This is a genomic window from Pseudomonas sp. 10S5, from assembly GCF_035019745.1.
Lineage (GTDB): Bacteria > Pseudomonadota > Gammaproteobacteria > Pseudomonadales > Pseudomonadaceae > Aquipseudomonas.
The window spans coordinates 69,903-82,830 of sequence record NZ_JASJVL010000013.1 but is presented as its reverse complement, the minus strand read 5'-3'; the positions used below and the strand labels follow the sequence as shown (position 1 = coordinate 82,830).

Genomic DNA, 12,928 nt, shown 5'->3' with positions numbered 1-12,928 from the left:
GGATAACCGGGCCCACCCGGAGAAACCGCCTGATGAGCGAGCTTTATTACAACGCCGTGCCGAATGCGACCCGTGTCGCACCGCCACGCGCCGCACCACGCCAATACCCTGACGTGAAACCTGAGCGGGTTTACCTGTTCGGTACCTGCGTGGTCGACCTGTTTTATCCAGAGGCTGGCATGGACGCGATACGTCTGCTCGAACGCGAAGGCATTCGGGTTGAATTCCCCCAAGGGCAAAGCTGCTGCGGACAACCGGCGTACACCTCCGGCTACACCGACCAGGCCCGTGATGTAGCGCGATCACAATTAGCGTTATTTACTGGCGACTATCCTGTCATCGTGCCGTCGGGCTCCTGTGCCGGCATGCTGCGCGAACACTATCCCGACTTGTTTAAGGATGAGCCTGAAACACTAAAGCAAGTCCATGCCCTGGCTGCTCGCACCTATGAGTTGGCCGAATTTCTGCTGTTCGTGTGCAAGGTTCAACTGCACGACAACGGCGCCCCGATCAAAGTCGCCCTGCACACCTCCTGTTCCGCACGCCGGGAAATGAACACCCACCTGCACGTCCGAACGCTGCTCTCACAGATGAGCAACGTGGAGCGGGTTGATCACGGCCATGAAAGCGAATGTTGTGGTTTCGGCGGTACGTTCAGCGTGCGCATGCCGGACATTTCAGGGGCGATGGTCGCTGATAAAACCCGCTCGCTGAAGGAATCCGGCGCAGCCCAAGTGGTGACGGCCGACTGCGGCTGCTTGATGAACATCAACGGTTCGCTGGAAAAACAGCAGGAATCACTGCGCGGACAGCACTTGGCCAGTTTTCTGTGGCAACGCACTGGAGGTGGGCAATGAACACCCATACGCGAATTCCTGTCGTCGAAGTCGAAGAAGACTTCCGCGCCCGGGCCCACAAAGCCTTGGGCGACCCACAGCTGCGTAAAAACTTCCGTACCGCCATGGACTCGCTGATGACCAAGCGTGCCGTGGCTTTCAGCGATGCCGACGAACGTGAGCGCCTGCGTGAGCTGGGTAATGCGGTCAAAGCCCGGGCGCTGTCCAAACTGCCCGACTTGCTGGAACTGCTTGAGACCAACCTGACCCGCAACGGCGTGACCGTGCACTGGGCAGAAACAGTAGACGAAGCGAACGCCATTGTTCTCTCGATCGTCCAGGCCCATGAAGCCAAACAGGTAATCAAGGGCAAGTCGATGGTCAGCGAAGAAATGGAGATGAACGATTTCCTTGAAGCGCGCGGCGTCGAGTGCCTGGAAGCCGACATGGGCGAATACATCGTCCAGCTCGACCACGAAAAACCGTCGCACATCATCATGCCGGCGATCCACAAAAACGCAGTTCAAGTAGGCAATCTGTTCCACGAAAAACTCGGCGTGGACTACACCAACGATGTCGATCAACTGATCCAGATTGGTCGTAGAGTCCTGCGCCAAAAATTCTTCGAAGCCGACATCGGCGTCTCCGGCGTCAACTTCGCCGTCGCTGAAACCGGCACGCTGTTACTGGTGGAAAATGAAGGCAACGGGCGGATGTGTACCACGGTGCCACCGGTGCATATCGCAGTCACCGGAATTGAAAAGGTTGTGGAAAACTTGCGCGATACGGTGCCACTGCTGTCGCTGCTAACCCGCTCGGCGCTGGGTATTCCAATCACCACTTACGTCAATATGATTTCCGGTCCGCGCAAAGCCCATGAGCTAGACGGCCCGCAAGAAGTGCATTTGGTGCTGCTGGATAACGGTCGCAGCCAGGCCTTCGCCGACAGTGAACTGCGCCAGACGCTGAACTGCATCCGCTGCGGCGCGTGCATGAACCATTGCCCGGTCTACACCCGAATTGGCGGTCACGCTTACAGCGAGGTTTACCCCGGCCCCATCGGCAAAATCATCACGCCGCACATGGTCGGCCTGAAGAAAGTCCCGGATCACCCCAGCGCCTCGTCGCTGTGTGGCGCGTGCGGCGAAGTCTGTCCGGTGAAAATCCCGATCCCGGCATTGTTGCGTCGCCTGCGGGAAGAAAACGTCAAATCCCCGGACGACCCGCACAAAGTCATGCGTGGCCAAGGCAGCAAATACTCGCGCAAAGAACGCTTCATCTGGAACGCCTGGTCCTGGCTCAACAGCTCGCCAGCTATTTACCGCGTGTTCGGCTTTTTCGCCACCCGCTTGCGCAACCTGACGCCCAACAACATCGGCCCGTGGACGCAAAATCACAGTGCACCGAAACCGGCTGCGCGCTCATTGCATGAACTGGCCCGCGAGCATTTGGCCCAACAGGGTGAGAACAAATAATGAGCGCCAGACAGAACATCCTTAACAAACTGCGTCACAGCCTGACCGGTGCGACGCCGATTGCCGATAATTTCGACGTAGATCTGGTTACCACCCCGTGGAGCTACGCCCCTGAATTGCGGCTCGCGCAACTTCGCAAGTTGATGGAAGCGGTACACACCGAAATCCACCTCAGTACCGAAAGCGCATGGCCGGAGTTGCTTGGAAAATTGGTCAGCGACCGGCAATTGCCTAGCCTGCTGATCGCCCCTGGCACGCCCCACGGGCGACGGGTCAGCGAGCATTGGTCGATCCACCCTGAACTGCCGCCGCTCAAGGCTTATGACCGGCCGATAGAAGAGTGGAAAACCGAGTTGTTCGATGACACCCCGGCCAGTTTCACGACTACTTTGGGCGCGATTGCCGCCACGGGCAGCCTGATTATCTGGCCTACCCGCGAAGAACCACGCTTGATGAGCTTGGTACCACCGGTGCATTTCGCCCTGCTCAAGGCCAGCGAGATTTACGAAAACTTTTATCAGGTCCAGCAACAGCAGCAATGGGCAACCGGTATGCCGACTAACGCACTGTTGGTGTCCGGCCCGTCGAAAACCGCTGATATCGAACAAATCCTGGCTTACGGCGCGCATGGTCCGAAAGACTTGGTTGTACTGATCCTGGAGGACGCATGAGTCTGCCCGCTGCATTTGTGCGCGAAGCCCAACGGCTGATCCCGCAGAACAGGCGCTTTGACGATCCCCTGTCGACCTTAGCCTTTGGCACCGACGCCAGCTTCTATCGGCTGATCCCAAAACTGGTGATCCGCGTCGAATCCGAAGACGAAGTGGTGTCGCTGCTCAAACTGGCCCAGATCGAACGCGTCGCGGTGACCTTCCGTGCGGCGGGCACCAGTTTATCGGGGCAGGCCATCAGCGACTCGGTACTGCTAGTGCTGGGAGACAACTGGAACGGTCGAGAAATACGCGGTGAAGGCACGCAGATTCGCCTGCAGCCGGGCGTTATCGGTTCCCAGGCTAATGCGTGGCTCGCGCCATTCGGACGCAAAATCGGCCCGGACCCGGCTTCGATAAACGCCTGCAAAATCGGCGGCATCGTGGCTAACAACTCCAGCGGCATGTGCTGTGGCACCGCGCAAAACAGCTACTACACCCTGGCGGGCATCCGTTTGGTATTGGCGGATGGCAGCCGAGTGGACACTGAGGACGCTGGCAGTGTCGCCGCGTTTCGCGACAGCCATGCAGACCTGCTGGAAAACCTCGCGCGATTGGGCCGCGAAACTCGGGCCAACCCTGAATTGGCTGCAAAAATCCGCCATAAATACCGTCTGAAAAACACCACCGGCTTGTCGCTTAATGCGCTGGTGGATTTTGACGAACCGCTGGATATTCTCAGCCACTTGCTGGTCGGTTCCGAAGGCACATTGGGATTTATCAGCGCGGTCACCTACGACACGGTCATCGATCATCCGTTTAAAGCATCCGCCCTGATTGTGTTTCCAGACGTCGAGACCTGCTGTAACGCGGTCACTGTTCTGAAAACCCAACCGGTTGCCGCCGTCGAACTGCTGGATCGCCGGAGCATGCGCTCGGTGCAGAACAAACCGGGCATGCCTGCGTTCGTTCGCGAGCTTTCGGAAAACGCCTGCGCCCTGCTGATAGAGTCCCGTGCCGCTTCGCAACCACTGCTGCACGAACAACTCGCCCAGATCATGGGCTCGCTGGCCGCGTTTGCGGTGGAGAAGCAGGTCGATTTCACCGAAGACCCGCTGGAAAACGCGCGGCTGTGGGCTATCCGCAAAGACACCTTCCCGGCCGTAGGCGCGGTGCGAAAAACCGGCACCACGGTGATCATCGAAGACGTGACCTTCCCGGTCGAGCAATTGGCGATGGGCGTGCGACGCTTGATCGCGCTGTTCGAGAAGCACCATTACGACGAAGCGATCCTGTTTGGCCATGCACTGGAAGGCAATTTGCACTTCGTCTTCACCCAAAGCTTTGAAAGCCCGGTGGAAGTCGCGCGCTATCAGGCCTTCATGGAAGACGTCACGCAGTTGGTGGCCGTTGAGTTCGGCGGCTCATTGAAAGCCGAGCACGGCACCGGGCGCAACATGGCGCCGTTTGTTGAGCTGGAATGGGGCAGCGATGCCTATCAACTGATGTGGCAACTCAAACGCCTGCTCGACCCTAACGGCATCCTTAACCCGGACGTCGTGTTGAGTAATGACCCGCAGATTCACTTGAAGCATTTGAAGCCGTTACCGGCTGCAGACGAAATCATCGACAAATGCATCGAGTGCGGTTTTTGTGAGCCGGTGTGTCCATCAAAAGGACTGACCCTCAGCCCACGGCAACGCATCGTTATCTGGCGTGATATTCAAGCGAAGAAACGCGCGGGCATCGACACCACGGAGCTGGAACGCGATTACCACTACCAAGGCATCGACACCTGCGCGGCCACCGGCCTGTGCGCGCAACGTTGCCCGGTGGGGATCAATACCGGCGAGCTGGTGAAGAAACTGCGCAGCCGTGACGCCACCCATGGCAAAACCGCCAATTGGCTGGCCGAGCATTTCAAAACCACGTTGCAAGGTGCGCGCTTTACCCTGCATGTGGCCAATGGCGCGAGGATGTTCCTGGGCGCCCCCCGCCTGGCGAAACTCTCTGCTGCGCTGACCAAAGCATCAGACGGCCGTGTGCCCCTGTGGACCGCCGCGATGCCGCAACCGGAACGGGCGATTCGCTTCAGCCCACCGGTGACCGACTCGCGTCCTCGGGTTGTGTATTTGGCAGCCTGCGTGTCGCGGGTCATGGGCCCGGCGGCCAGTGATCGCGAACAGATGTCGCTGTCGGAAAAAACCCAAGGCCTGCTGGAAAAAGCCGGTTATCAGGTGGTGTTCCCGGACAATCAAGACAGCCTGTGTTGCGGCCAGCCATTTGCGTCCAAGGGCTATAACGAGCAGGCCGAACACAAACGCCAGGAACTGCTTGCGGCATTGCTAACGGCCAGCCGTGGCGGGCTTGATCCTATCTACTGCGACACCAGCCCGTGTACCTTGCGACTGGTCCAAGACCTTAAAGATACGCGCCTGGACCTGTATGACCCGGTTAGGTTTATCCGCACCCACCTGCTGGACAAGCTGCATTTCACGCCGCAGCAAGAACCGATTGCCGTACACGTGACCTGTAGCACCCAGCATTTGGGCGAAAGCCAGGCGCTCATCGAATTGACGCGGTTGTGCAGCGTCAACGTGGTTATTCCCGAGGGCATTCACTGTTGCGGGTTTGCTGGCGACAAAGGCTTCACCACGCCAGAGCTGAATGCGCACTCGTTGCGCACGCTCAAAGACGCCGTGCAATTCTGCAACGAAGGCATCTCAACCAGCCGCACCTGTGAAATCGGCCTATCGCAACACAGCGGCATCGATTACCACGGGCTGGTTTATCTGGTAGATCGAGTGACTCGACCTAAGTCGCTTTAATCGCCATGGAAGGCTGAAAAGCCCCCCCCATAGGGCGCCAAAACATCAATAGATGGCTTTTTCACATGAGATAGCAGAAATAATAGAACCCCTGTGAACCGCAACAGTCCATTTCTGTAGGCCCGTTACGAACGGGCTTATCACAGACCTCGGACGGGCCTCATCGACCGGTGATTCCGAGTCCACAGGCTTAGGAGATACACATGAAGCGTACCGTACTCACAGGGTTGTTCCTCACTGCCGCACTGTTGGCTTCCCCGGTATTCGCCGCTGAAGACCTGTGTGGAGCGAACCTGCAGACCATCAAGGACAGCTTGGCATCGAGCACTAACCTGGGTAATGACGAGAAGATGAATCTTGAGGAAACTCAGAAGTCAGCCATGGCCGCCCACAAGGCGGGTGATGACAAGAAATGTATCGAACTCACTACCAAAGCAATCGAACAAAACGACAAAACCGATACCGGTAATGGCGACGGCGGCGGCTCGAAGTAATTTGAGCACACGCACACGGCCAGCCTTTGGCTGGCCTGTTTTTCAGCGCCGCACTAGACAGGAGGTCGACGGACTCCGTTCATTCGGGTAGACTCCTCCGCTTGACTGCTCACGCGGTTGCTATCGGGGCCGATTAGGATTCGACGCTGGTCGCGAAACTTTAGGTGCATGCCGAGTTGGTAACAGAACTCGTAAATCCACTGTTGCAACTTTTATAGTTGCCAATGACGAAAACTACGGCCAGGAATTCGCACTCGCCGCTTAATTGCGACGACTAGAGCCTGAGCTTCTGGTTACTTCGGTACCAGCAATCACTAGAGGATGCCTGTAAACTCGAAGTGATTGTCATGCAGAACAGGATCGCCGTGCAGTACGTTGTGGACGAAGCGGCTAAAACTTACACAACTCACCCAATGCGCCCTGCCAATCGGGCCGCTGAGGGTTAAATTAATAGATATGGCTACGCATGTAGTACCGACAGCGGAGTACTGGCGGACGGGGGTTCAAATCCCCCCGGCTCCACCAAACCCAAGCCAAAAGCCCGCCCTAAAAAAGCGGGCTTTTGGCGTTTTAGGCCGCAATGAAACAGTTTGTCTAGCCGCGTCCGTTTAGAAGATGCCGCGCTGGCGCGCGGCGAACACGGATTCTGTCGGAATATGCTACCGAAGGCTGAAATAGGCGGGAATGGCCCCGCGACCTCATTTGCGTATGACGAGTCAGATTTTTTAATCTGCCTATACGGCAGTGAACTGGGCACTGCTACCAGACGGTTGCCGATCTTTTTTCTGAGCTGCCTATACGGCAGTGAACGGAAACCGCTGCGAAGGCCCAGTGTCACGACTTTTCTGAGCTGCCTATACGGCAGTGAACTTGCCGTATGCGTTGCCGGACCTTTGTGTTTATTTCTGAGCTGCCTATACGGCAGTGAACACGAAAAATCCATCCACTAAATCAACCCTGTTTTTCTGAGCTGCCTATACGGCAGTGAACGTGGCCGCATAATCGAACGTGCCGTTGTAGATTTTCTGAGCTGCCTATACGGCAGTGAACCATCCTTACCAGGGAAACGATTTTCATCTTTCTTTCTGAGCTGCCTATACGGCAGTGAACGCGGGACACCTGAACGCAGCCGAATTTTGGTTTTTCTGAGCTGCCTATACGGCAGTGAACCGGCAGGCATTGGTCTTGGCATTGAAAACACTGTTTCTGAGCTGCCTATACGGCAGTGAACGCTTTTTCGCTGACTACCTGATGAGGGTGGTTTTTCTGAGCTGCCTATACGGCAGTGAACTGCCTTGCGATCAGACCAGCGCTTGCCGAGTTTTTCTGAGCTGCCTATACGGCAGTGAACATGGCTCTGACGTTCGCCCTGATTTTCCTCCGTTTCTGAGCTGCCTATACGGCAGTGAACATTGCGCTGATCTGAGGTGTTGAGGAGGAGTTTTTCTGAGCTGCCTATACGGCAGTGAACCGATGACAACTACACCAAGAAAACATGTCTTTTTTCTGAGCTGCCTATACGGCAGTGAACACGGTGACGAGTGGAATCCCTTGACCGACGACTTTCTGAGCTGCCTATACGGCAGTGAACGGCCGTGCAGTTCAAGGCAATGCATGTGGTTTTTTCTGAGCTGCCTATACGGCAGTGAACAGGCTTGGATGTGCAGATATTTGCATTGTGATTTTCTGAGCTGCCTATACGGCAGTGAACTCGGTAAGATATTTCGCAATCCGTGCGATGAATTTCTGAGCTGCCTATACGGCAGTGAACCTGGCCATGGCAGGGTTACGGCATTACTTCCTTTTCTGAGCTGCCTATACGGCAGTGAACCAATGTCGAGCGATCTGGTTGATAGCTTGCTTTTTCTGAGCTGCCTATACGGCAGTGAACACTGCAAAGAAGATCGACGCAACCCGCACATATTTCTGAGCTGCCTATACGGCAGTGAACTGGCGGCCAGTTGAATCCGGCACATTCCCGCTTTTCTGAGCTGCCTATACGGCAGTGAACGACTAACTTATTCGCCTCGGCGTGGTGGGCATTTTCTGAGCTGCCTATACGGCAGTGAACGTAAATATCAGCGCATACAGCGATAGCACCGTTTTCTGAGCTGCCTATACGGCAGTGAACATCGCCTGCCGCGCCGACGGCAACCGAAACATTTTCTGAGCTGCCTATACGGCAGTGAACTCTACGCCGCGATCAACATGGGGCTGGGTATTTTTCTGAGCTGCCTATACGGCAGTGAACTCAAGCGGTTACGCCTTGAGCGCAGACGCCTTTTTCTGAGCTGCCTATACGGCAGTGAACGACGGCGTCAGGCCGTTATCCAAGTTGGTGTTTTTCTGAGCTGCCTATACGGCAGTGAACCCTGCGTGGCAAGCGGAGGCGCCAGACACATTTTTCTGAGCTGCCTATACGGCAGTGAACGGCACGTTGTTTGTGCGCAGGCGAGCCACGGATTTCTGAGCTGCCTATACGGCAGTGAACGCCAGCTTTGAGCGGTGCATCAGGATCAGTTCTTTCTGAGCTGCCTATACGGCAGTGAACGCAGGCGTCACCTTTCACGCGGGGCTGGCCATTTTCTGAGCTGCCTATACGGCAGTGAACTAGCCCTTAAAATGCATAACACTTTGTTCTTGAGGGATTAACGTCCGTTAACCGCGATTTACCCTTTTTTTAGTGGCCGCCATAAACCGCTGATTTATATCGCATCGGTCCAGCGAAATAAAAAAGGGTAATTATCTAAAACCAAGGAATGGTTGCTCCGTTACCGAGACCATAAGCATTGAACGTGCCGTTTATTGGATTTTTTTGTAACGGTCCGTGCTGGATAAACAGTCGAAAGGCCTGATCAGTACTTTGGCTGCGCAAGCTGATAAAGGGCAAGGTGAGGCTACGCTCTACGTTATCCGGGATACGTTGCCGGGCATCTTCTGCCGTCAGTCCATGGCGCCGCATCAGCCGCCGACGCAAGCGTTCCGCGCTGCTCTTGACCTGAATTCGGCAGACATTTCGGTATTGCACCTCGTCGGGCACGTCCGTCACGTCACCTAGCTGCACATGATCGCTCATGCCAGTCAGCCAGGGCTGCGCCAGCAACTGCTGCAAGCATGCGGCTGAACCATGTAAACGCAGACGCTCACCCAGCGCCGGACGCGCCGGTTGTACATCTGGAAAACTGATGCCAATAGCCGGGTTTTGAAACCCCACCAGCGCTCGATGCAGCTTGGCATATAGAGCGTTCATCAGGTGCGTCGGCGAAAACTCCGGATCAGGTCGCAAACCAATATCAAGGTAGTGGTCCATGGCTTAGCCCTTGTCACTGTCACCGAAAACACCACCCCGAATCAGGGTGGCAAGGACGAAATGCTGCTGCCCCTCCTCCGGCACCTGTTCTTTAAGCACCCAGTTGTCCAGCAAGGTATAAAAATCCAGCTTCTGCTTTGGCTGGCGGTACGCTTTGCCTTGAGACGTGACTGAGCCGTAGGGTTCCACGGCGATTGGGCCAAGACCGTTCTCGTCTGGATACCAAGTGTCGATGGTGCGTAGAGCATTGCCGATTTTCTGTGAGTGCATGGCGGCGACATCACTGACCTGGTAAAGCGTTTTGCTCTTTTGCCCCTTCTTGTCCCCACGATCAAGAATCAACTCTTGAGAGGGAAACACTTCTTGGCCATCGCCGATACGGGCAAAGGCGGTAATGTCGAGCAAGACATAATCGTTACCGGCCAAACCGTTTTCGATCACGGCGGCCAGCTCTGCCAGGCTTTCGGTGGCTTGGCCTGTCGTTTCAAAATCACGCCAAGGCAAACTCAAGGCATCAAAGGTCCAAAGTGCCGCATCGCCACCCTCACGCTTGTGCCGCACTTGTACCTCGATGACTTCGGCGCCCATACGGTTGCGCCAAAGAAAACGCGCGTTAGCCAAGTTAAGGGCATAACGCCGAGCGAGCTCTTTAAACCCGTGATTACTTACGTAGCTTTGTACTGTGGCTGTTAATTGCTGCTGATATTCAACGTTGTTGCACGCTGAAGGTGTCCCGGCACCACCGAGTACGCGCAGGGTGAAACGTACGCGCAAGGTGTCAGCATCATTAGGCAGTGTGGCGACATCGACGGTTTGCAGATTAGGCGACTGAATCGAGGCATCCAGCTTGGCAGGATCTTGGTCTTTGCTTTTTTGACGGTTGGAGATGGTGCCGCGCACTGATTTTTCACGAACTGCGATGGCTGGCCACTGAGTGGCCGCCGAGCGATCATCCCAACGTCCAGCACTGAATAGCGCATCAGACGGGTCCAGCTTGCGTTCAAAAGCCAGAACGGATGCAGTTTTTAATTCAATTTTAGCCACTGTGCAGTTTCCTTATGCATGGATTTGCGGAGGAGAAAAGTCGTTGCTGCAGCGGTATAACCCGTTAGTTGCATCGGCGCGGTGATACCAAAGCAAATCAAGCAAATTGTCGATGCGGTGTGGGCTTAACCACTCGCCCAGGCCAAGCAGGCTTTCAGTGAAGCAAAAAGGGGTTTGGTTATCTCGCGCATTGGCAACCACGCCCGCGGCATACAAGGGTGATACTGCCGCGTAGCCAAGCGGCACTGGCACCAACCAGCCGGGCTTGCGGCGCAGGTTCCAATTAGCAGTTTGTGGCGTTTGTGGGTCCGGCGCTTCCGGCTCGAAGTTCAACCTCGATACATCCAGTAGCGCCTCCAACGGATTTGTCCCTTGCGCCGCCATTAAGTCTTGGCGCTCAACCAACGCGAAGCCTGGCAACATTTGACGACGCAGCTTGCGTGACTGGGTGCGGGCATCAGCGGGATCTTCAGGCCACAACTGTAAACGCGGCGAATAATGCCGCCCATTCGGATTGGGCAGAATGCTGCCTCCCGCCAAGCGCAAGCCAGCAGCGATGCGGAAGATCCGCTCGGCGACCTCGACTAAAACATCCTTGCCCTCGAACAACTCACCGCCATTCACACCGATCAGCAGGCTGACCTCGAAATGGGCGCGACCTTCTTCAACAATGGCAGCGGTTTTGCCGTCTTTATCAATCGGGTTGCGACTCAAGCTGAAAACCCGCGTACGCCGCCCCGCAGGTTGAAACACCTGCGGTTCATACCTGTGGCAAATGATTCCGACCCCATCTAAATGCAGATCAAACTCGCTGGCGATCCGACGCCCGAGCGCGTGGACAAATCCGGTAAACGCACTGGGTCCAGGAAAACCCCAAGTTAAGGGGCTGGAAATGGCATTGGCGTTTTGCACGTACAAGCGGGGTAATAACAGCAGGCCTTGGGGCGCATTATTCATCGTCGGCAACCTCTAGGCGGATCATTTTTAATTCGGCATCAAGGTCGCTAACCCATTGCTGATACTCGCCATCACCCATCGTCTTGTTCTCGCTGTGCAATGTCGCATTCAGCCATTTGGCGAAACGCGAGCACACTTCCTCAGCCCAGTCACCACGACGCCGCAGGCTGGCAAAATGCTCATCCGTTCGCCCTCGATGGGGGTCGAGCCAGAGCGCTTCGACACTGTCCAGTTGACAGTCACTGGCAGCACTCCAACCGCCGGGCAATTCATGCAATTCGGCGGCGCACTGCAATACTTCATCGCACAACGCTGCGACCCGTTGTCGGCGAACCTCGCGAATGGCCAGATTATTGCGTTCAGTCCGGGCGAGGAATTCACGCAAAGCCTTGCTCTGTTCACGCACATGCGGACGCCGAGAAAACCAGCCGACAAATATTGACGATACTTGAGTAGGCGGCTTGAGCCCTGATCGGCGCCAAGTAGGCGGCAACGACGGCAGCAAGTAAGCCTCGCCACGCCGCTCACTATTGAGCTGGCTGATATTTTGCGGCTTGGTGCCACCGAAATTCTGAATGACCAGATTCGGATACTCCCGATAACCGTGCGCCCAAGGGCGCTTATCTTTGTATGCCATGCGTGCAGCCTTGGCCTCATCGGAAAAGCGGTCACGCTGGATATCGCCGTAAACACGGTGCACCAGCGAGGTGGGGAACAAAGGGGCCAGCAAGTGATAACCGCCGTCGGGCAGCGGGAAGTAGAGTTGTTTAGCCAGTCGGTGTGAGGTCGGATGCCCTTTGCTTTCTACGATACCGGCGAAGGCCTGCAACCATTCGGCAGCTTGCTCAGGCTGATTGGACAATGCGGCGATTAACGCGATGTCGCCTTCGTGAACCCGCTGCAACAGGCTTTTGCCTGCATGCTCCAGCTTGAGAAACTTATACACATCCAATGCTGCGGCGTTACCAACCACGTCATCATCACGATCACTGCCCAGACTGTGGGTACCCAGCAATGTTGAGGCTTGCACGCTATCGCGCAAATACACGCTACTACCGCGCGCATCGGGGTGGGTGAATTTGAGGCCAAAATTGACCAACTGAATCTGCCCAACTCGACGGGCAGCATCGTGCAACCAAACCTCTGGCCGATGGGCTTCAAGTAATTGCTGATATTTGTCTTGCTCGCCTTCGCCTAGCTTCTCCAACTTAGCTTGTAAGCGTTCTTGAATAAATCCATGGATCAGCGCTTTAAGGGCGTTGATCTCACTTATATCCGCTGAGTTTTCCATAATCCGATGCGTTTCCTTACTTATTCCATTAGAGGTTTTGGCC

General features: G+C 55.8%; 9 protein-coding genes, 1 other RNA gene and 1 CRISPR repeat array. Of the genes, 6 read left to right on the top strand and 4 right to left on the bottom strand.

Features of this window, described 5'->3' with window-relative positions; translation table 11 throughout:
* The first annotated feature begins 32 nt into the window (after positions 1-32).
* From QN378_RS15510 to ssrA, 6 genes are all read left to right on the top strand, one after another.
* Positions 33-857: a (Fe-S)-binding protein gene (locus QN378_RS15510; protein ID WP_322206741.1), complete on the top strand. Its 825-nt coding sequence runs from the start codon at positions 33-35 to the stop codon at positions 855-857.
* Complete coding sequence (locus tag QN378_RS15505; protein ID WP_322206740.1) at positions 854-2,311, top strand: LutB/LldF family L-lactate oxidation iron-sulfur protein; 1,458 nt, start codon at positions 854-856, stop codon at positions 2,309-2,311. The genes QN378_RS15510 and QN378_RS15505 overlap by 4 nt, the downstream gene beginning before the upstream one ends.
* Positions 2,311-2,982, top strand: a complete 672-nt coding sequence (locus tag QN378_RS15500; RefSeq protein WP_322206739.1) for a lactate utilization protein — start codon at positions 2,311-2,313, stop codon at positions 2,980-2,982. Before QN378_RS15505 ends, QN378_RS15500 begins: the two co-directional genes overlap by 1 nt.
* Positions 2,979-5,789, top strand: coding sequence for an FAD-binding and (Fe-S)-binding domain-containing protein (locus QN378_RS15495; protein WP_323550940.1), 2,811 nt, complete (start codon positions 2,979-2,981; stop codon positions 5,787-5,789). The genes QN378_RS15500 and QN378_RS15495 overlap by 4 nt, the downstream gene beginning before the upstream one ends.
* Positions 5,790-5,992: 203 nt before the next feature.
* On the top strand, positions 5,993-6,283 hold the full coding sequence (locus tag QN378_RS15490) for a hypothetical protein (protein ID WP_323550939.1): 291 nt from the start codon (positions 5,993-5,995) through the stop codon (positions 6,281-6,283).
* 125 nt (positions 6,284-6,408) lie between these two features.
* Positions 6,409-6,808: a transfer-messenger RNA gene (ssrA, locus tag QN378_RS15485) on the top strand.
* 197 nt (positions 6,809-7,005) lie between these two features.
* A CRISPR array of direct repeats spans positions 7,006-8,894; the repeat unit is 28 nt; unit sequence TTTCTGAGCTGCCTATACGGCAGTGAAC.
* A 135-nt stretch (positions 8,895-9,029) separates the two neighbouring features.
* Here the strand turns inward: ssrA and cas6f are convergent.
* The 4 genes from cas6f to csy1 are packed head-to-tail and all read right to left on the bottom strand — an operon-like array spanning position 9,030 to position 12,885.
* Entirely contained in the window at positions 9,030-9,593 is a 564-nt protein-coding gene (gene cas6f / locus QN378_RS15480) for a type I-F CRISPR-associated endoribonuclease Cas6/Csy4 (protein WP_322206733.1), read from the bottom strand.
* Positions 9,594-9,596: 3 nt separating this feature from the next.
* Complete coding sequence (gene csy3, locus QN378_RS15475) at positions 9,597-10,637, bottom strand: type I-F CRISPR-associated protein Csy3 (protein ID WP_322206732.1); 1,041 nt, start codon at positions 10,635-10,637, stop codon at positions 9,597-9,599.
* Positions 10,638-10,649: 12 nt separating this feature from the next.
* Entirely contained in the window at positions 10,650-11,594 is a 945-nt protein-coding gene (gene csy2 / locus QN378_RS15470; RefSeq protein WP_323550905.1) for a type I-F CRISPR-associated protein Csy2, read from the bottom strand.
* Positions 11,587-12,885 (bottom strand): type I-F CRISPR-associated protein Csy1, encoded by a 1,299-nt coding sequence (gene csy1 / locus QN378_RS15465; RefSeq protein ID WP_322206730.1) that lies wholly within the window; start codon positions 12,883-12,885, stop codon positions 11,587-11,589. The genes csy2 and csy1 overlap by 8 nt, the downstream gene beginning before the upstream one ends.
* Between the last annotated feature and the right edge of the window lie 43 nt (positions 12,886-12,928).

What these genes read in the sequence shown, in the direction of transcription:
- QN378_RS15510 (WP_322206741.1), top strand. Translation starts at nt 33, where the DNA reads ATGAGCGAGCTTTATTACAACGCCGTGCCGAATGCGACCCGTGTCGCA.
- QN378_RS15505 (WP_322206740.1), top strand. Translation starts at nt 854, where the DNA reads ATGAACACCCATACGCGAATTCCTGTCGTCGAAGTCGAAGAAGACTTC.
- QN378_RS15500 (WP_322206739.1), top strand. Translation starts at nt 2,311, where the DNA reads ATGAGCGCCAGACAGAACATCCTTAACAAACTGCGTCACAGCCTGACC.
- QN378_RS15495 (WP_323550940.1), top strand. Translation starts at nt 2,979, where the DNA reads ATGAGTCTGCCCGCTGCATTTGTGCGCGAAGCCCAACGGCTGATCCCG.
- QN378_RS15490 (WP_323550939.1), top strand. Translation starts at nt 5,993, where the DNA reads ATGAAGCGTACCGTACTCACAGGGTTGTTCCTCACTGCCGCACTGTTG.
- cas6f (WP_322206733.1), bottom strand. Translation starts at nt 9,593, where the DNA reads ATGGACCACTACCTTGATATTGGTTTGCGACCTGATCCGGAGTTTTCG.
- csy2 (WP_323550905.1), bottom strand. Translation starts at nt 11,594, where the DNA reads ATGAATAATGCGCCCCAAGGCCTGCTGTTATTACCCCGCTTGTACGTG.
- csy1 (WP_322206730.1), bottom strand. Translation starts at nt 12,885, where the DNA reads ATGGAAAACTCAGCGGATATAAGTGAGATCAACGCCCTTAAAGCGCTG.